Annotated in this window: 20 protein-coding genes and 1 other annotated feature; of the genes, 4 read left to right on the forward strand and 16 right to left on the reverse strand. The window is 54.2% G+C overall.

The features are described from left to right. Positions 1-19: 19 nt before the first annotated feature. The gene (locus tag JEM67_RS08770) at positions 20-832 is read right to left on the reverse strand and encodes a polysaccharide pyruvyl transferase family protein (protein ID WP_199635196.1); all 813 of its coding nucleotides are present in this window, start codon (positions 830-832) and stop codon (positions 20-22) included. A gap of 178 nt (positions 833-1,010) precedes the next feature. Here JEM67_RS08770 and JEM67_RS08775 point away from each other — a divergent pair, with 178 nt between their 5' ends. Further along, positions 1,011-3,221, forward strand: coding sequence for a glycosyltransferase (locus JEM67_RS08775; protein ID WP_199635195.1), 2,211 nt, complete (start codon positions 1,011-1,013; stop codon positions 3,219-3,221). A 78-nt stretch (positions 3,222-3,299) separates the two neighbouring features. Here JEM67_RS08775 and JEM67_RS08780 read toward each other — a convergent pair whose 3' ends face one another. From JEM67_RS08780 to hisL, 10 genes are all read right to left on the reverse strand, one after another. After that, the gene (locus JEM67_RS08780) at positions 3,300-3,953 is read right to left on the reverse strand and encodes a hypothetical protein (RefSeq protein WP_199635194.1); all 654 of its coding nucleotides are present in this window, start codon (positions 3,951-3,953) and stop codon (positions 3,300-3,302) included. 175 nt (positions 3,954-4,128) lie between these two features. Then, the gene (gene hisIE, locus JEM67_RS08785; protein ID WP_004942439.1) at positions 4,129-4,743 is read right to left on the reverse strand and encodes a bifunctional phosphoribosyl-AMP cyclohydrolase/phosphoribosyl-ATP diphosphatase HisIE; all 615 of its coding nucleotides are present in this window, start codon (positions 4,741-4,743) and stop codon (positions 4,129-4,131) included. Next, positions 4,737-5,513, reverse strand: a complete 777-nt coding sequence (gene hisF / locus JEM67_RS08790; protein ID WP_004942441.1) for an imidazole glycerol phosphate synthase subunit HisF — start codon at positions 5,511-5,513, stop codon at positions 4,737-4,739. Before hisF ends, hisIE begins: the two co-directional genes overlap by 7 nt. Beyond that, positions 5,495-6,232, reverse strand: coding sequence for a 1-(5-phosphoribosyl)-5-[(5-phosphoribosylamino)methylideneamino]imidazole-4-carboxamide isomerase (gene hisA, locus JEM67_RS08795; RefSeq protein ID WP_013812219.1), 738 nt, complete (start codon positions 6,230-6,232; stop codon positions 5,495-5,497). The genes hisF and hisA overlap by 19 nt, the downstream gene beginning before the upstream one ends. Before the next feature lie 5 nt (positions 6,233-6,237). Continuing rightward, positions 6,238-6,828, reverse strand: coding sequence for an imidazole glycerol phosphate synthase subunit HisH (gene hisH, locus JEM67_RS08800; protein WP_004942445.1), 591 nt, complete (start codon positions 6,826-6,828; stop codon positions 6,238-6,240). Beyond that, positions 6,828-7,895, reverse strand: a complete 1,068-nt coding sequence (gene hisB / locus JEM67_RS08805; RefSeq protein WP_199635193.1) for a bifunctional histidinol-phosphatase/imidazoleglycerol-phosphate dehydratase HisB — start codon at positions 7,893-7,895, stop codon at positions 6,828-6,830. Before hisB ends, hisH begins: the two co-directional genes overlap by 1 nt. Then, positions 7,892-8,980, reverse strand: a complete 1,089-nt coding sequence (gene hisC / locus JEM67_RS08810; protein WP_013812221.1) for a histidinol-phosphate transaminase — start codon at positions 8,978-8,980, stop codon at positions 7,892-7,894. Before hisC ends, hisB begins: the two co-directional genes overlap by 4 nt. Beyond that, positions 8,977-10,284 (reverse strand): histidinol dehydrogenase, encoded by a 1,308-nt coding sequence (gene hisD / locus JEM67_RS08815; protein WP_199635192.1) that lies wholly within the window; start codon positions 10,282-10,284, stop codon positions 8,977-8,979. The genes hisC and hisD overlap by 4 nt, the downstream gene beginning before the upstream one ends. A 4-nt stretch (positions 10,285-10,288) precedes the next feature. Next, positions 10,289-11,188, reverse strand: coding sequence for an ATP phosphoribosyltransferase (gene hisG / locus JEM67_RS08820; RefSeq protein ID WP_004942454.1), 900 nt, complete (start codon positions 11,186-11,188; stop codon positions 10,289-10,291). Positions 11,189-11,258: 70 nt separating this feature from the next. Beyond that, positions 11,259-11,385: a sequence feature (His leader region), on the reverse strand. Continuing rightward, positions 11,361-11,408: a his operon leader peptide gene (gene hisL / locus JEM67_RS08825; RefSeq protein WP_110605893.1), complete on the reverse strand. Its 48-nt coding sequence runs from the start codon at positions 11,406-11,408 to the stop codon at positions 11,361-11,363. Its footprint overlaps the feature before it by 25 nt. 229 nt (positions 11,409-11,637) lie before the next feature. Between hisL and JEM67_RS08830 the strand changes: the two genes are divergently transcribed. After that, positions 11,638-12,462 carry an SDR family oxidoreductase gene (locus JEM67_RS08830; RefSeq protein WP_199635191.1) on the forward strand — a complete coding sequence of 275 codons (825 nt, stop codon included), beginning with the start codon at positions 11,638-11,640 and terminating at the stop codon, positions 12,460-12,462. 32 nt (positions 12,463-12,494) lie between these two features. On the opposite strand, the gene JEM67_RS08835 is transcribed toward JEM67_RS08830, so the two are convergent. Then, a complete protein-coding gene (locus JEM67_RS08835) occupies positions 12,495-13,475 on the reverse strand; it encodes a magnesium and cobalt transport protein CorA (protein WP_199635190.1) in 981 nt (326 codons plus the stop codon). Positions 13,476-13,486: 11 nt separating this feature from the next. After that, positions 13,487-13,906 (reverse strand): GNAT family N-acetyltransferase, encoded by a 420-nt coding sequence (locus tag JEM67_RS08840; RefSeq protein WP_013812227.1) that lies wholly within the window; start codon positions 13,904-13,906, stop codon positions 13,487-13,489. Between the two features lie 131 nt (positions 13,907-14,037). Between JEM67_RS08840 and JEM67_RS08845 the strand changes: the two genes are divergently transcribed. Next, positions 14,038-15,147: a PQQ-dependent sugar dehydrogenase gene (locus tag JEM67_RS08845; protein ID WP_199635189.1), complete on the forward strand. Its 1,110-nt coding sequence runs from the start codon at positions 14,038-14,040 to the stop codon at positions 15,145-15,147. A 23-nt stretch (positions 15,148-15,170) separates the two neighbouring features. Here the strand turns inward: JEM67_RS08845 and JEM67_RS08850 are convergent, their stop codons facing one another. Both JEM67_RS08850 and JEM67_RS08855 read right to left on the reverse strand, forming a co-directional pair. After that, positions 15,171-15,791 carry a glutathione S-transferase family protein gene (locus JEM67_RS08850; RefSeq protein WP_199635188.1) on the reverse strand — a complete coding sequence of 207 codons (621 nt, stop codon included), beginning with the start codon at positions 15,789-15,791 and terminating at the stop codon, positions 15,171-15,173. Between the two features lie 101 nt (positions 15,792-15,892). Further along, positions 15,893-16,549, reverse strand: coding sequence for an HAD family hydrolase (locus JEM67_RS08855; RefSeq protein WP_013812230.1), 657 nt, complete (start codon positions 16,547-16,549; stop codon positions 15,893-15,895). A 295-nt stretch (positions 16,550-16,844) separates the two neighbouring features. On the opposite strand from JEM67_RS08855, the gene JEM67_RS08860 reads away from it, so the two are divergent. Continuing rightward, positions 16,845-17,867 (forward strand): isopenicillin N synthase family dioxygenase, encoded by a 1,023-nt coding sequence (locus JEM67_RS08860; RefSeq protein WP_199635187.1) that lies wholly within the window; start codon positions 16,845-16,847, stop codon positions 17,865-17,867. A 64-nt stretch (positions 17,868-17,931) separates the two neighbouring features. Here JEM67_RS08860 and JEM67_RS08865 read toward each other — a convergent pair whose 3' ends face one another. Continuing rightward, positions 17,932-19,077 carry a trans-sulfuration enzyme family protein gene (locus tag JEM67_RS08865; RefSeq protein WP_199635186.1) on the reverse strand — a complete coding sequence of 382 codons (1,146 nt, stop codon included), beginning with the start codon at positions 19,075-19,077 and terminating at the stop codon, positions 17,932-17,934. Positions 19,078-19,087 lie beyond the last annotated feature (10 nt).

Below are 19,087 nucleotides of genomic sequence, written 5' to 3' on the forward strand. Positions count from 1 at the left end.
ATATAAAATTTTATAAAAATTAAGAATTCTTCATAAAGTAAGTCTTGGGATAATAATTCAACAATGAGTTGTCATAAACAGCCTCGTTTTTATAATAAGAGTTAGGATGGAAGTTAACCTCCATACCAAGTAGTGAACCTAAGATAGCAATATGCAACCTGTCGGTATTCACAGTTTTATACTCTTGTAAGAAGCTGATCAGAGAACGCGTTGAGTTTCTGGCAAGGTGCACGTTATCCCAAAAGTCACCATTCCAAGTGAGCGATATATCGTAATTATTTTCCCGATGTTCTTTTGTTAATGACTCGGAGTCTGTTCTATAACAGGAAACTACCTTTTTTTTCGCAACGATTGAAGTTACGTAATTTTCTTTATTAAGATAAAACGCCATATCATGAGTCAATATAATTGATTCATTAGGGATGTAACCTAACTTCAATAATTTCGAATAAGATGTTTTCTCCCTGCAACAAATAAATAATGAGTTTTTGTTTGCTTCAAAAAAGTCTTCATATCCATTTATTGTTGATGGGAATATAATTGTTTTTGCAAATTTATGAATGTTGTCTCGTATGAAATCACGACCTTCTGCATAATAACCTTCAATAAGATTTCCGCCACCCCCAAAGAGTAAAATATCTCTTTCGGGTGTGTAATTTTCTGTGGCGTCATAAGGGGAAAATTTAAAATTATTTCCTTCAAGGAAATCATACGTCGCAGCAGCTATGACACCATCACCTGCATTTCCTGGATTAGCTTTGTAAATAAAACGATAATTTTCGCAATATGATTTTAACAATAGGGTCAGTGGATTTTCGTTTTTATGTAACATCTTGTAACTCCGCGTTTCGCAATAACATAATAGTTGAAAGTACTGTGAACACGCTCCTTCGCATAGATAGTATGTACCGTACTGAATTTTTGTTCTCATATCAACAACTATATATTTGTTACTAAATTATAATAATAATTAAATTAGACAATAAATGATTTAAAAGGATTAGTTTAGAATGAAGAAAGTTCTTATTGTTACTCCCGACATTGAAGGTCCAATTCGTAATGGGGGAATAGGCACAGCATTTACCTCTCTGGCAGTAAATATGGCCAAGGAGGGATTCGATATCGATGTTCTTTATACCTGTGGGGATTACTCTGAATCAGGTGATAAAAATATTGATTATTGGATTGATGTATACAGTGAGCATAACGTTAATCTTATGGTTCTTCCTTCATTGAGCGAAGTTAGTATTGACGCTCCTTATTTTAGAAGGAAAAGCTATACTGTATATAACTGGTTAAAAAATAATGATAAGTATGATGTTGTCATTAGTTGTGAATGGCAGGCTGATTTGTATTATTCGCTCCTGAGTAAGGAGCAGGGTTTGTTCTTTGAAAAAACAACCTTTATCGTTAATACTCATAGTTCGACGCTTTGGGCTGATGAGGGCAATTATCAATTGCCTTACGATCAGAATCACATGGAATTGTATTTCATGGAGCAGAAGGTCGTTGAGATGGCGGATCAGGTTATTAGCCCATCCCAATACCTTTTAGACTGGATGAAAGATAAAAAATGGGTTCTGCCGGAGCGCAGCCAGGTTATCTTTAACTGCGAACCCTTCTCTATACAAGAAGAAGATGATCAGCTTATTCGCCCCCGTAGTAAGAAAAATAATGCATCAGGGGCGGAGTTGGTTTTCTTCGGCCGTCTTGAAACGCGTAAAGGCCTGGACATTTTTCTGCGTGCCTTACAGAGTTTAAAAGATAATGAATTAGAAAAGGTATCTGCTGTTACGTTTCTAGGTAAAAGTGTGACGTCGGATAAATTTAATTCGATTGAACATATCCGTGAAAAAACGGATAAGATCAAAGTAAAAGTTAATATTATTACCGACTACGATCGCACCCAGGCTGACGCATATATAAAGAAAGAAAATGTTCTGGTAGTCATTCCCTCGTTGGTGGAGAACTCACCGTATACGGTTTATGAAAGTCTTATTGGTGGTGTTAACTTCATCGCTTCTTCCGTTGGTGGCATCAAAGAGTTAATCCCCGAGGAAAACCATCCTGATATTATCTTTAACCCAACACCTGGTGAACTTTATCTAAAAATAGCCTCTCGACTTGATAACTTGAGCATTGCTTCGCAGCTTTCAGAATCAGTCGAAGAGATTAAAGAAAAATGGGTGGCTAAACTTAAAGAAGATTTTAAGACGCGTGAAGTTGCCCCAGGCGTTAATCCTGAGCCATTAGTTACTGTTTGCTTGGTTCATCACGATCGGTGCCATTTGCTGCAGCAGGCGATAGCTTCCCTCAAGACACAAACCTATTCGAATTTTGAGGTTATTCTTGTCGACGATGGCAGCGTAAAAGAAGATTCTCATCGTTACCTGAACCTGATTAATAAAGAGTTCACAGATAGAGGCTGGAAGATCATTAAAAGCTCAAATAACTATTTGGGCGCAGCAAGGAATTTGGCTGCAAAACACGCAGCGGGTGAGTACCTGATTTTCATGGATGACGATAACGTCGCCAAACCTGACGAAATTGAGATGTTTGTTAAGGCGGCAATCCACTCAGGTAGCGATGTCTTAACAACGCCAAGCGATCTGATCTACGGTGATGAATTCCCGTCTCCATTTAGAAAAATGAAGGATTGCTGGCTGCCTTTGGGTGCTGACATCAACGTAGCCAGTTTTGCCAATTGCTTTGGCGATGCTAATGCTATGGTAAAAAAGGACGTTTTTGATAGTCTGCACGGATTTACGGAAGATTATGGTATTGGTCATGAGGACTGGGAGTTTTTCTGCCGTGTAGCGTTGGCAGGCCATAAAATGCAGGTTATTCCTGAACCGTTATTCTGGTATCGCGTTGCTAACACAGGCATGCTGATCAGTGGTAATAAATCAAAGAATAATTTCCGCAGTTATCGTCCATTCATGACTCCTGGTAATCAAGTCCAGTATACGATGGGATTGTTACCCTCTTTCATGGACAAGATTAATAAATTGGAACGCGATCTTGCCTTTTACCGGAATAATGGGAATATGGGGGATACTGGCACCCTCGGCACCATCAATGAAAAGCTGGAGTTTCTTATTTCTCAGCAACGAGATGGTTGGGCGCATGATCGCTTCAACGTGTTAATCGACGCAGTCAATAGAAAAAACATATTTTACCGTGCTTTGAGAAAATGTTACCGTATCCTTAAAGGCCGTTGATTTAACGCATGATAAAAAAGCGCCGTTTTTACGGCGCTTTTTTTATGTCTGCATTCAAGTTGCCGAGATATTTAATTATCATATCTCTGAGGGCAGTGCATGCAATACGTTATTTACGATTTTATCCCATCCCGCAACAGAGATGTCATCCGCTTTATTATATTCTGCAAAACGTTCGATGTAAGAAATAAGAACATTTTCGCCTGTATGCTCAATGATACCATGTTTACTACTGTCATCACTTTGGAAAACCACCAAAATCTTAGCCTTTCCTCTTCGATTCAGTTCATTAGCCAGTTGCGCTATTACGGCCATATCAATTTGGTTATTATTTTTCTTGATGACGAAAATCTTTTTTTTGTTTTGTAGACCATCAAGAAATTTTTTAACAAGATAATCTATTTTATTTTTTTCGATCAGGTATTTTTCTTTTCGCTCATTTTCGGCATCATCAAAAACCCAATTGTTATCAATTTGGCTGCTATAGAGATCGGTATGGAAGATAATACCGTTATCGTTATCAACGAGCATATTGCTCCAGGTGGGCTGCAAATTGTCGAACTGATAGAAGTTTACAAAATCACCTGTGACCAGGTTGAGCAGGTCTTGATGATCTTTGATCAATGACCAGCGAAAAAGACTACCATTTTCGAGACCTTTACTTCGCAGGTAGAAACCAAACTCACAGTTGTCACCCATGCTTTCAAAGCGTTCCAGATCATAATTGTTCATTTTTTAACCCTACTAGATATTGCCCATATGATTCTCCCATGTTGATTTTAAGTTACTTTGTTGTTTTTACATATGGATTTTATGTTAGTGCTTGTTGGGCTAATGTTATTTGGTTTCAATTAGATATAAAAAAACACGGACTAAGCCGTGCTTTTTTATTGCTTGGAAAATCAGGTTATTTCTGGTGCCGCTCGCGCAGCCGGCCAATCACCTTGCTCAAATCCAGATCCTGATCCTGCAGCAGCACCAGCAGGTGATAAATCAGATCGGAAGCCTCGTTGGTCAACTCTTCACGATCGTTCACCGTGGCGGCCAGCGCGGTCTCCACGCCTTCCTCACCTACCTTCTGCGCAATGCGCTTGGTACCGCTGGCGTACAGGCTGGCGGTGTAAGAGCTGTCCGGGCTGGCAGTCTTGCGTTCCGCCAACAGTTGCTCCAGCTGATACAGAAAACCCCAATCGCTGGCGGCCGGGTGGAAGCAACTGCTGTTGCCCAGGTGGCAGGTTGGGCCAATCGGGTTGGCCAGAATCAACAGCGTATCGTTGTCGCAATCCGGGGTGATGCTGACCACGTTCAGGAAATGGCCGGAGCTTTCACCCTTGGTCCACAGTCGCTGCTTGGTGCGAGAGAAAAAGGTGACCTTGCCGCTCTGTTCGGTGGTGGCCAGCGCTTCCTGGTTCATATAGCCGAGCATCAGCACTTCGCCGGATACGGCGTGCTGAACGATAACCGGCAGCAGGCTCCCGGTTTTTTCCCAGTCCAGCTGGTTTCTTTGTTGTTCTGTTAACACACGCGAATCTCCACGCCAAGGTCTGCCAGGAACTTTTTCAGTTCGCCGATATTAATGATTTGCTTGTGGAACACCGAAGCGGCCAGTGCGCCGTCGACGTCCGCATCGCGGAACGCTTCCAGAAAGTGTTCCATGGTACCCGCACCGCCGGAGGCGATCAGCGGCACTTTACACACTTCCCGCACCCGCCGAAGTTGTTCCAGATCGTAACCGTTGCGCACGCCGTCCTGATTCATCATGTTCAGCACAATCTCGCCGGCACCGCGTTTTTGCACTTCCTTGACCCAGTCCAGGGTTTCCCACTCTGTGACGCGGGTGCGGCTTTCGTCGCCGGTGTACTGATTAACGTGATACTTGCCGGTGTCGGCTTCGAACCAGGTATCAATCCCTACCACGATGCACTGCACGCCAAAGCGATCCGCCAGGCGGCTAATCAACGTCGGGTCGGCCAGCGCCGGTGAGTTAATGGAAATCTTGTCTGCGCCGAAAGAGAGGATCTGGCTGGCATCTTCCAGGCTTTTAATCCCGCCGGCGACGCAGAAGGGAATATCGATCACCTCCGCTACGCGCGACACCCAGCTCTTGTCTACCACCCGGCCATCGCTGGAGGCGGTAATATCGTAGAACACCAACTCGTCCGCGCCTTCTTGCGCATAGCGTTGCGCCAACGGCACGATATCGCCGATGATCTCATGGTTGCGGAACTGCACGCCTTTCACTACTTGCCCGTCTTTCACATCCAGACAGGGAATTATCCGTTTTGCCAGCATGCGATAGCCTCCTCAACGCTAAATTTACCTTCCAGCAGGGCGCGGCCTACGATGACGCCCTCAACCCCGCTACCGCGTAACTGGGCGATATCATCCAGATTGCCGATACCGCCGGATGCCTGGAAGGCGATCTGCGGATAGCGGCGGCTGATTTCCTGATACAGCGCCACGTTAGAGCCGGCCAACGTGCCGTCACGCGAAATGTCGGTGCACAGGACATGCTTCAGGCCGTAGGGCAGAAACTGCTCGACCACCTGTTCCAGCGTGGCGTCGGAGTTCTCCTGCCAGCCGCTAATTGCCACGTGCTTGGTACCTTCGGCGTCGATGCGTACATCCAGCGCCAGCACCAGGGCTTCCGCGCCGTAACGTTCGAACCAACTCTGTACCCGTTGTGGCTGCTTGACCGCCGTGGAGCCGATGACGACCCGGGTCGCGCCAGCCTCGAGCAGGGCCGAGACGTCCTGCTCGGTGCGAATACCGCCGCCGACCTGTACCGGTACGTCAACCCCTGCCAGCAGTTTGCGCAGCAGCGGGATCTGGCGCGCCGCCGGATCCTTGGCACCGGTCAAGTCGACCAGATGCAAGACTTGCGCGCCCTGTTGTTGGTAGTCCTGCAGACGTGAGCGCGGATCGTTGCCGTAGTCGCGCTGCTGACCATAATCGCCTTGATGCAAACGCACCACGTTACCGTCGATCAAATCCAAAGCCGGAATAATCATGCTGCCTACATCTCCAGAAAGTTTTTCAACAGCTGCGCGCCGGCCGCTCCAGATCGCTCTGGATGAAACTGCACGCCGAAGAAATTGTCTTTTTGCACGGCGGCGGTGAAGGGCTCGCCGTAGTTCGCCTGGGCGATGGTGCTTGAGCATATCGGCATCGCATAGCTGTGAACGAAGTAAAAGTAGGCACCGTCTTCGATACCGCGGAACAGATGGTGGCCTGCCTGCGCGGAAACCTGATTCCAGCCCATGTGCGGCAACGGCAGGCCGAAGTCGGTCATCTGCATCACCGGAGTGTCGATAATGCCCAGCGTATTGATGCCGCCGCTTTCTTCGCTGCTTTTCGCCAGCAGCTGCATGCCGAGGCAAATGCCCAGCACCGGCTGGGTGCAGGCTTTGATCAGATCAATCAGCTCGCGCTCTTTCAATTGATCCATTGCCGCCTGCGCAGTGCCGACGCCCGGCAGGAACAGCTTGTCGGCGCGCAGCACGATCTCCGGATCACGGCTCACCTCCGGCTGGTAACCCAACCGCTGCACCGCATAGGTGACAGACGAAAGGTTGGCGCAGCCGGTGTCCAGAATCACCACGTTCATCACAGCACTCCTTTCGAACTCGGGAGGGTGTTGCCCTCAACGCGGATCGCCTGGCGCAGCGTGCGGCCAAACACTTTGAACAGGCTTTCGACCCGGTGGTGGTCGTTTTTGCCTTTGGTTTTCAGGTGCAACGTGCAACCCATGGTGTACGACAGCGAACGAAAGAAGTGTTCGACCATTTCGGTGCTGAGATCGCCGACGCGCTGGTAGTTGAACTCGGCCTTATATTCCAGGTGCGGGCGACCGGAGATATCCAGCGCGCAGCGCGCCAGGCACTCGTCCATTGGCAGCACGAAGCCGAAACGGGCGATGCCGCGCTTGTCGCCCAGCGCTTTGTTCAAGGCTTCGCCGAGCGCCAGGCCGGTGTCTTCTACCGTGTGGTGATCGTCGATATACAGGTCGCCTTTCACGTCGATGTCCATGCGGAAGCCGCCGTGGGTGGCGATCTGATCCAGCATGTGGTCGAAGAAGCCGACGCCGGTCTTGATCTTGCTGCCGCCTTCGCGATCCAGCCAAACGTTGACGTCGATCTGCGTTTCTTTGGTGACGCGATTAACCCGCGCGTGGCGGTCACGTTGGGTCAATTGGCGCGTGATCTCTTTCCAGCCCAGCGTGTCGCGCTGATAGCGCAGCCCCTGAATGCCCATGTTTTCCGCCAACTGAACGTCGGTCGGACGATCGCCGATCACATAGCTGTGGGCGGTATCCATCACGCCCGGCTCCAGATAGCCTGTCACCAGCGCGGTCTTCGGCTTGCGGCAGTCGCAGTTGTCCGCCGGCAGGTGCGGGCAGATCAGGATATCTTCAAAGTGGACGCCCTGTGAGCTGAGGATCTGCATCATCAGGCCATGTGGCGCATCGAAGGTTTCCTGCGGGAAACTGGCGGTGCCGAGGCCATCCTGATTGGTGATCATCACCAGTTGATAACCCGCCTGCTGCAAACCCAGCAGCGAAGGGATCACGTCCGGCTCCAGCGCCAGCTTGTCCAGGCGATCGACCTGGAAGTCTTCCGGCGGTTCAGCAATCAGCGTACCGTCACGGTCAATAAAGAGGAATTTCTGGCTCACATTGGCTCCTGGCGAGTCTTGGTTGCTCCGGGCAGGGCTGACAGCGCATCGACGACACGCCGACATTCTTCGCGGGTGCCTATGGTGATGCGCAGGCAACCGGACAACCCAGGCTGTTTATTTTGGTCTCTTAAGATAATGCCCTGATCCCATAAGGTTTTAAACACATTACTTGAGGCAGTGAATCGTGCCAGCAGGTAATTGCTGTCGCTGGTGAAAACCTGTTCAACGCAGGCGCAGTTTTCCAGTTCGCGTTGCAGCCAGCTGCGGTTGGCCGAGATCTCGGTAACGCGCTGACGCATGGTGCGGATCCCTTCGGTGCTGAGCGCCTGAGCGGCTATGTCGGCCACCGGCGTCGACAGCGGGTAGGGGGCAATTACCTTCAGCAGCAGGGTAATGAGCTCTTCGTTAGCCAATGTAAAACCGCAGCGCAGGCCGGCCAGCGCGAAGGCCTTCGACAGAGTGCGCAGGATCGCCAGGTGCGGGTAGTCCTTTAACCAACCGGCACAGCTTGCCTGTGGGCAGAATTCGATATAGGCCTCGTCAATCGCGACGATCGCCTTGCCTTTGGCCATCTCCAGCAGCGTGCGCAGGTCATCGGGATCGATCAGATTGCCGGTCGGGTTGTTCGGGCTGCAGACATAAATCAGTTTCACGTTGTCCAGGCTGTCGGCAATAGCCGGCAAATCCAACTGCCAGTCTTGCTTGGCCGCTACGGTGCGGCGCTCCACGCCGAAGGTTTCGGCGCTGACGGCGTACATGCCGTAGGTCGGCGGACAGAACAAAATAGCGTCTTTGCCCGGCTCGCAGAACGCACGGATCAGCAGCTCAATGCCTTCATCCGCCCCACGGCTGACCAGCACCTGTTCTTTGTTAACCCCGGCGTAATCGGCGTAGCGCTCGATCACCAGCGCAGGCTGGCACTCCGGGTAACGGTTAAAAGTTTGGGCGGTCAGTTGGAATTCCGGCGCGGTCGGGTATTCGTTGGCATTCAGCCACACGTCGCCGTTGCCGCCCAGGCGGCGTGCCGATTGATAAGGGGTCAGCTCGCGAACGTTGGCGCGTGCCAGATTTTCTATGCTCATGCTTGCTCCTTCAGGGCGGCAACGCGCAGGGTGACGGCGTTTTTGTGGGCAATCAATTGCTCGGCGGTGGCCAGCGTTTCAATGGTGGCCGCCAGATTCATAAAGCCCTGCGGCGTCAGTTCCTGCACCGTCATGCGTTTCTGGAAATCCGCCAGGCCCAGGCTGGAACAGGTGGCGGTATAGCCATAGGTCGGCAATACGTGGTTGGTGCCGGAAGCGTAGTCACCGGCGGACTCCGGCGACCAGTCGCCAAGGAACACCGAGCCGGCACTGGTGATGCTGTCGACCAGCTCGCGGGCGTTACGGGTCTGAATGATCAGGTGTTCCGGACCATATTGGTTGCTGATGGCAATGCACTCGGCCAAATCTTTGGCGACGATCAGTCGGCTGCTGGCCAGCGCCTGACGGGCGGTTTCGGCGCGCGGCAACTGAGCTAACTGTTGCTCCACCGCAACGGCCACTGCTTGCGCCATGGCTGCGTCCGGGGTCAGCAGGATCACCTGGGAGTCTGGGCCGTGTTCCGCCTGCGACAGCAGGTCAGAGGCGACAAACGCCGGGGTGGCTCCGCTGTCGGCGATCACCAGTACTTCGGAAGGGCCGGCCGGCATATCGATAGCCGCACCGTCCAGCCGTTGGCTGATCTGGCGTTTGGCTTCGGTGACAAAGGCATTGCCCGGTCCGAAGATTTTCGCCACACGTGGCACGGAATCGGTGCCGAACGCCATGGCGGCAATCGCCTGTGCGCCACCCACCTGAAACACTTCCCGTACGCCGCACAACTGCGCGGCATAGAGAATTTCGTCGGCAATCGGCGGCGGCGAACAGAGCACTACGCGGCGGCAGCCGGCGATGCGCGCCGGGGTTGCCAGCATCAGCACGGTAGAAAACAGCGGTGCGGAACCGCCGGGAATATACAGACCGACGGAGTCGATCGGGCGGGTTACCTGCTGGCAACGTACGCCAGGTTGGGTTTCCACATCGACCGGCGGCAGTTGTTGCGCATTGTGGAAGGTTTCCACATTGGCCACCGCCACCGCCATCGCCTGCTTGACCTCGTTAGTCAGGCGGGGGCCGGCTGCGGCGATTTGTTCTGCGGTGACGCGCAACGCACCAACCTCGGTTTTATCAAATTTGGCGCTGTAGTCACGCAGCGCCTGGTCACCGTTGGCCTTCACGTTGTCGAGGATTTCGCGCACCGTGCGGGTGATGCTGTCTTCGGCTGCGATCGCCGGGCGCATCAGCAGTTCTGCCCGCTGTTGTTCGCTGCAGTCCGCCCAATTGACGAGAGTATTGAAGGTCGACATGGCGTTACTCCATCATCTTCTCAATTGGCAGCACCAGAATGGAGCTGGCACCGAGCGCTTTCAGTTTCTCCATGGTTTCCCAGAACAGGGTTTCACTGCTGACCATGTGCATTGCCACGCGGTTTTGCGCGCCGGCCAGCGGCAGAATGGTAGGGCGCTCGGCACCCGGCAGCAGCGCGACGATTTCGTCCAGGCGCTCGCTCGGCGCGTGCAGCATGATGTATTTGGATTCACGTGCCTGGATCACGCCCTGAATACGGGTCATCAGGCGATCTATCAGCTGTTGTTTCGCCTCCGGCATTTCGCCGTCGCGCTGGATCAGGCAGGCTTTGGAGCGGTAAATCACTTCGACTTCACGCAGGCCATTGGCTTCCAGCGTTGCGCCGGTAGAGACCAGGTCACAGATGGCGTCGGCCAGACCGGCACGCGGTGCCACTTCGACGGAACCGTTCAGCAGGCAAGATTTGAAACGCACACCCTGTTTGTCGAGGTATTGCTTCAGCAGGTGCGGGTAAGAGGTGGCGATACGGGAGTCTTGCAGGCTTTGCGGACCGTTGTATTCACTGTCGAGCGGTGCGGCCAGCGACAGGCGGCAGCCGCCGAAGTCCAGGCGGCGCAGGGTGAAGTAACGTGGATCTTCGCCCTGTGCGCGACGGGTCAGCAGCTCTTCCTCCAGCACGTTCTCACCGATGATGCCCAGATCAACCACGCCATCCATGACCAGCCCCGGGATATCGTCATCACGTACGCGCAGGATATCAATCGGCATATTCTCGGCGAAGGCAATCAGGCGTTGTTGTTGCAGGTTGATTTTGATCCCGCAACGCGCCAGCAGTTCCTGGGATTCATCACTCAGGCGGCCTGATTTCTGCATTGCTATCCGTAAACGTGTTTTGTCCAGCATGGTAACCTCTGTTTTAATCTGTAATTTTATGAATTTATTGTAAAAATTATTTTTCTGTCTGTCCGGAGCCAAAAAAAAACCCTCGGAAGAAATCTTCCGAGGGCTCTCTCTTGCATTCTGCGCGCCACTGGAAGATTAAGAAACCGTCTCCCAGCACACATCGCCTGAAAGACTAGTCAGGATGATGGTGATGATGGTGGTTGAACTGAATGCGTGTCATGGTGTTTTCTCTGTAAAATGTCGGTACAAACCGAATTGCTAATTAACCTAAACTATCCGCTGTCTGTCGCGCAACCCTTTTTTACAGTCATAAATTTAATTTATTGAAACAGGGTGGGTTATTAGCTAGACACGGTTTTACCTAAGCTTAAGCAGGGTGGATTGTATCACCTCACGGAGTGGCGTAGCCTTAATGGGCAGAGCGCTGCGATCTTCAAGAGAGGAAGATAATGAAAAAGGTAGCCATTATTGGTCTGGGCTGGCTGGGGATGCCGCTGGCCCTGTCGCTGATGAGCCGTGGGTTTGACGTGGTCGGCAGTAAAACTACGCCGGATGGCGTCGAGGCCGCGCGCATGAGCGGGATTGAATGTTATCGGCTGGAAATGACGCCTGATCTGATTTGCGATCCGGACGATCTGGAGCCGTTGCTGGGTGTCGATGCGCTGGTGGTGACGCTGCCCGCTCGCCGTACCGTAGAAGGCAGCGAAAACTACTTCAATGCGGTTCGCATGCTGGTGGACAGTGCGATGGCCTTTGGCGTGTCGCGCATCATTTTTACCAGTTCAACCTCGGTGTATGGCGAAACTGCTGGCACGGTGCGTGAAGATTCGCCTCTGAGGCCGGTGACGCCCTCCGGGCGTGTGTTGGCGGAGCTCGAGCGCTGGTTGCATGAACTGCCTAACACCTCGGTGGATATTTTGCGTCTGGCGGGGCTGGTTGGCGCGGATCGTCACCCAGGCCGTTTCCTGGCCGGCAAAGTCGACGTCAAGGGCGGCTCGCAAGGGGTTAATTTGGTACATCAGGATGATGTGATTGCCGCCATTCAACTGCTGCTGAAGCTGCCGAAAGGCGGCCACGTTTATAATCTGTGCGCGCCGGCCCATCCGACCAAACGCGAGTTCTACCCGGCGTTGGCGGAGCAGTTGCATCTGGCCCCGCCACAGTTTGCCGCCGAAAGCGAGCAGGGCGGTCGGCTGGTGGACGGCAGCCGCATCTGCAACGAACTGGGGTTTGAGTACCAGTACCCGGATCCTGCACGTATGCCGGTCAACTAAACGAGGTTGCCGAGCGCAACCCCTGTTGCCCTTTACAACCAGCCGGATTTCTTCAGTTTCTGATACAGGAAGAAACAGCCGGCGACGGTCACCCCGAGGGTGGCGTGGTAGGCCCAGGGGAGTTTCAGTTCAGGCATGTCGGCAAAGTTCATGCCGTACAGGCTGAAAACCACGGTCGGGATCGCCAGGATTGCCCCCCAGCCCGCCAGCCGTTTCACCACTTCGTTCTGTTTAACGGTGACCAGCGCCAGGTTCACGTGCATCGCATTGGTCAGCATTTCGCGCATATCGTCGATGTTGCTGACCACCTGACGTGCATGATCCTGAACGTCCCGCACGTAGGCACGCAGCTCCTTCGGGATCACCTCTTCATGCAGGCGAATGAGTTGATTACAGATTTCGTCCATCGGCCATGCGGCATTGCGCAGCGCCAGCAAGTGCCGCCGCAGGGTATAGACGTTTTCAATGGCGGCTTGATCAAACTCCGATTTGAACATGTTGGCTTCGATGCCCTCGATGCTCGCCTCGAATTTGGCCACTACGGTGCGGTAGTTATCCACCACAAAGTCCAGTACCGAATACAGCGCAAAGCCGGGTCCGTGGCACAGCTGCTTCTGGTTCTCCTCCGCTTTGGCTCTGATAGGCGCATAGCTGGGTGACGCGCCGTGACGCACCGTGACCAAAAAGTTTTTACCCACGAAGAAGTGGGTTTCACCGTACTCGACTTCGTTCTCGCCCCATTGCGCGGTTTTGACCACGATAAACAGCGAATCGCCGTAGGCTTCGAGCTTGGGCCGTTGGTGGGCGCACAGCGCATCCTCAATCGCCAGATCATGCAGGCCAAACTCTTCCTGCACCTTGCGCATAAAGGCGTCCTCCGGCTGCCAAAGCCCGAGCCAGACGAAGGTGTCCGGCTGTTTGACCACGTCGCTGATGTCATCAATGGTCACTTCACCCAGCCGTTTACCGGCTTTGTACGCCACGCTGTTCACAACCATGGTTGTGGTTTCCATCAGGCCACCTGTTATTCAATAAGGGTTTTGGTGAGCAAATAACATTCATGCTCCACCGGGTAATTCTGTAGCGTCATCTGGAGTTGGTAGCCAAGTTTCTCGTAGAACGGCCGCGCCTGGAAACTGAAGGTATCTAAACGAACGTAACGACAGCCACGGGCGATAGCTTCCTGTTCGGCGGCCAGCAGTACTTTGCGGCCCAGCCCGGTGCCACGCTGCGAATCCGCCACCCATAGCCAGTCGACACTGAGCCAGTTGCCCCAGGTCTCTGCGGTCAGCCCGGCGACAACCTGACCGGAAGCATCCCGGGTATAGACGCCAAGCGGTTTGCGCTGGCTGGCATCAATGTACGGGCTGTTATGGGCCCTCAGACCTTGTCGGATGGCGTCAAGGGTGTCTTCATTGAGTGTATCGGTTACGGTGATATCCATATTTCCTCCTGAGTAATCCGTTAACTTAAGCTCAGTTTGGCTAAAATTCAACATATTGAAATTTAAAACAAACGTCGGAATCGACCTGCTGGGCTACACTGAATGGGTCGTTTTTTGTCCAGGAGGATGCCATGCACCGATTGACCATGATGGCCGGTTTGCTGTTATTCAGTGGCCTGCTGCAGGCCGCACCGGCGGTAACGCTATTGCAAGACAAGCTGGAACACCCGTGGTCGCTGGCGTTTTTGCCCGGTGAACAAGGGATGTTAATTACCGAACGGCCGGGGCGTTTGCGGTTATGGCAGCAGGGCAAAGAGCTGTCAGCGCCGATTACCGGTGTGCCGCAGGTGTATGCCGAAGGGCAGGGCGGCCTGTTGGAAGTGCTGTTGGCGCCAGATTTTTCCGACAGCCGAAGGATCTATCTCAGCTTTGTCGAAGCGGGCGATAACGGCAAGGCGGGCACTGCAGTGGGCTATGGACGGCTGAGCGCCGACAACCGGCGGCTGGACGGTTTCAAGGTGATTTTCCGCCAGCAGCCGAAGCTGTCGGTCGGCAACCATTTTGGCGGCAAGTTGGCGTTCGATCGTCAGGGCTATCTGTTTATCGCGTTGGGTGAAAATAACCAACGGCCGACGGCACAAGATTTGGACAAGCTGCAGGGCAAGGTGGTGCGCTTAACTGCCGATGGCGCGGTGCCGCCGGATAATCCGTTTGTCGGCCAGGCCGGCAAGCGGCCGGAAATCTGGTCTTATGGTCACCGTAACCCGCAAGGACTGGCGCTGAACCCGTGGAGCGGGGCACTTTGGGAGCACGAGCACGGCCCGCGCGGCGGCGATGAGATCAATCTTCCTCGGGCGGGCAAAAACTACGGCTGGCCTATCGCCACCTACGGTATCAATTACTCCGGTCTGGCGATCCCGGAGGCGAAAGGGCAGAAAGTGGCCGGCACTGAACAGCCGTTGCATTATTGGCAAGTATCGCCGGGCATCAGCGGCATGGCGTTCTACAACGGCAGCCGTTTCCCAGAGTGGCAGGGTTCGCTGTTTATCGGCGCGCTTGCGCAGGAGGCATTGATTCGTTTGACGTTGCAGGGCGACAAGGTGATCGCCGAACAGAGGTTGCTGGAGGAGAGGAGGGAAAGGATCCGCGAGGTACGGACAGGGCCGGATGGCTATATTTATCTGTTAACCGATGCGGATAACGGCAAGCTGTTGCGTGTCGGGCTGACGGAGAAATCATAGCGCCCCAAAGGGGCGCGCAACACTCAGGTTAATTCGCTCATCACGGCGCGTTGGTAGGCTGGGCGTTCGGTCAACCGCTGGTACCAACGCTCCATGTTCGGGCGCGGACGGTGCTCAATCGGCATGGAGAACCAGGCGTAAGCAAAGCTGCCGAGCGTAATGTCGCCGAAACCGAAGGCTTTGCCGGACAGATAAGGCTGGCTGCCCAGAGTGGCTTCCACCACATCGAAATGTTTTTCCAGCGTGGCGATCGCCGCTTCGATTTTCGCCATGTCGCGCAGTTCCGGTTTAGTGCGCACCAGTCCCCAGAACACGATGGAGAAGGACGCGACGATAGTGGAGGTTGTCCAGTCCATCCACTTCTCTGCGCTGGCTCGCGCCTGCAGATCCTGCGGGTAGAACGGCTCGCTGCCAAACTTCGCCGCCAGATAACGCACGATGCTATTCGATTCCCACAGCACGAAGTCATCGTCCTGCAGCAGCGGCACCAGGCCATTCGGGTTTAACGAACGATAGAGCTCTTCGTTCACCTTACCGAATGCGCCGCCGGCATTGATATGGGTGTAGCTTAACTCCAGCTCTGCGGCGCACCACAGCACTTTCCTGACATTGTTTGAATTCTCACGACCCCAGATGGTCAGCATAGCGCGCCTCTTTAAGCTTCAGCGGATTAAAAAACCTAAGTGATTATTCTTACGCCATAATTTTGTTTTTGTCACATCCGGATGGCATTTTTTGCCTGCTTTCAGCGTTCCCAGCGGCACACTTCCCAGCCGTGTTCGACCGCCAACGCATGCAGCTCGCTGTCTGGGTTAATCACCGTAGCGCTGTCGACATATTCCAGCATCGCCTTGTCGTTCAGCGAGTCGCTGTAACCGTGGCTGTGTTCGAAACTCAGCTCCGGGTGTTCCGCCAGCCACTGTTTCAGGCGGATCACCTTGCCTTTTTGATAAGTCATGGTGCCGTAGGTGTCACCGGTGAAGCGTCCGTCTTCAATGGAGACGCCAATCGCCAGCGCACCATCGGCGCCGAGCTGTTCGGCTATCGGCGCGACCAGATGTTCGCCGGTGGCGGAAATGACCAGAATGCAGTCGCCGCGTTCGCGGTGCCACAGCAATCGCTCACGTGCAGCGGGATAAACCCGCGGCAGGATATCGCGTCGGATATAGCGCTGTACCCAACCGGCCACCGTCTGGGTGCTTAAGCCGGTCAGCGGCGTCAGGGTGGCCTGCATGTAGTCCTCCATGGACAGCTTACCCTGATAATAGAGCTGCATCAGCTGTTGTTCCTGCTGTTCCAGTTCCGCCGGCGCGAACCCTTCCGCCACCAGCCAACGGATCCACAGGCTGGCGCTGTCATCATCAATTAGGGTCTCATCCAGGTCGAACAAGGCTAAATCCATCAGTATTTCTCCGGCAGGCAGGGAGGGAAACGGGGGGGTGAATACAACAATAGCGGATACCCTATGCCGCCAGCCAGCGGCGGCGACGAAATTGCGCAGAGCATAAGAAACATTGATGACAGTTTTACGTCATTTTGTTGAACCTTTGCATATCTTAGAACGCAACAATATTGGCTCGCCCATCAGGCCGGATGGTAACTATAGGGGCATGCACAGGCCATTCAGGAGCTGAAAATGTTGATAATTCGCCTTTATACCGGCCCGGTTTTTGTTGGGGATGACGAGGAACAGGACAATGACACCACCACTGACGCTGAAGACGCTGCCGCTGTTGGATCTTTCGCAGCTTGACGGTGATGCGCAGCAGCGGCAGACGTTTCTCGACGGCTTGCGTGCGGCTGCGCGTGACGTAGGTTTCTTTTATCTGCGCGGACACGGCGTTGATACCCGGCTGAATGCGCAATTGCAGCAGCGGGCAAGGCAATTTTTCGCGTTACCGGAAACGGACAAGCTGGCTGTGCAGATGGTCCATTCGCCGCATTTTCGCGGCTACAACCGTGCGGCAGCGGAGTTGACCCGCGGCCAGCCGGACTGGCGTGAGCAGTTTGATATCGGCGCGGAACGCCCGGCGTTGCAACTGGCCGAGGAAACGCCGCGTTGGGCACGATTGCAGGGGCCGAATCAATGGCCAGAGGCGCTGCCCGAGCTGAAACCGCTGCTGTTGCAATGGCAGCAAGCGATGACCGGCATGTCGTTGCGGTTACTGCGCGCTTTTGCGCTGGCGCTTTCGTTGCCGGAGCAGGCGTTTGACCCGCTCTACGGCGAGAAGCCGAATGAACACATCAAGCTGATCCGTTACCCGGGGCGCGAAGCGACCGCCAGCGGGCAGGGGGTGGGTGCCCATAAGGATTCCGGTTTCCTCAGCTTCCTGCTGCAAGACCGGCAAAAAGGTTTGCAGGTCGAAGTCAGCGAGGGGAACTGGGTCGACGCCGAGCCGCGGGAGGAGACCTTCGTGGTCAACATCGGCGAGCTGCTGGAACTGGCGACCAATGGTTATTTGCGCGCTACGGTGCATCGGGTGGAGACGCCGCCGGCGGGAAGCGACAGGCTGTCGATCGCTTTCTTCCTGGGGGCGCGGTTAGACGCCGTGGTGCCGTTGTATCAACTGCCTGCGCAACTGGCGGCAGAGGCGCGCGGCCCGGCCAGCGATCCGCATAATCCGCTGTTCCGCGACGTGGGCTTTAACTATCTGAAGGGGCGGATCCGCTCCCACCCCGATGTGGCGCAGCGCCACTATCAGGATGTCGTCGGCGTTTGACTGCGGATAACAAAAAGGCCTGGCGGTAAGCCAGGCCTTTTTATCTCATGTTCATGACGGGGGATTATTCCGCCAGTGCATGTTGCAGATCGGCGATCAAATCTTCCACATCCTCAATCCCCACCGACAGGCGCAGCAGCTGCGGCGTGATGCCGGTTTTCAGCCGCTGCTCCAGCGGGATCGACGCATGGGTCATGCTGAATGGCTGGCTGATCAGGCTTTCAACGCCGCCCAGGCTTTCCGCCAGGGTGAACAGTTGCGAACGCTTGATGACCCGGCGCGCAAAGGCATCATCACCTTTCAGCCGGACCGAAATCATGCCCCCGAAGCTGCTCATTTGCTTCGCCGCCAGTGCGTGCTGCGGGTGGCTCGGCAGGCCTGGGTAATAAACATCCTGCACCTGCGGCTGGGTTTCCAGCCACTGGGCGATACGCAATGCACTGTTGCTGTGGCGCTCCATGCGCAGCGCCAGCGTACGGATGCCGCGTAGCGTCAGGAAGCTGCTGAAGGGATCGAGGATGCCGCCCACGGCGTTCTGCAGGAAGCCCAGCTGTTCCGCCAACTCTGCGTTATCGCCCACGGCGGCAACCCCGGCCACCACGTCGGAATGTCCATTAAGGTATTTGGTGGCGGAATGCACCACCACATCGAATCCCAGCTCCAGCGGGCGCTGAATATACGGCGAGGCGAAAGTGTTGTCCGCCACGCTGATCAACCCGTGTTTTTTGGCGATAGCGGCAATCGCGCTCAGATCGGCCAGCTTCAACAGCGGGTTGGTGGGCGTTTCTACCCAGATCATTTTGGTCTCCGGCTCTATCGCCTGTTCCAGCGCGGTGATGTCCGCCGGGGAAACATAAGTGACGCGTAAACCGGCGGTGCGGCTGCGCACTTTTTCTAGCAGGCGGTAGGTGCCGCCGTACAGGTCGTCGACCGCCACCAGATGGCTGCCCTGATCGAGCAGCTCCAGCACCGTTGAGCAGGCCGCCAGGCCGGAGGCAAAGGCGTAGCCGCGGCTGCCGCCTTCCAGCTCGGCGATGGCGCTTTCCAGCGCGGTGCGCGTCGGGTTGGCGCTGCGTGAATATTCGTAGCCGGTGTGCTCGCCCGGCGCCGGTTGGGCGTAGGTCGAGGTGGCGTAGATAGCCGGCATCACTGCGCCGGTGGCGTCCGGGGTGTATCCGGCATGAACGGTCAACGTATCGAACTTGGCCATACAATAATCC

The organism is Serratia sp. PAMC26656, assembly GCF_016469055.2.
Taxonomy (GTDB): domain Bacteria; phylum Pseudomonadota; class Gammaproteobacteria; order Enterobacterales; family Enterobacteriaceae; genus Serratia; species Serratia plymuthica.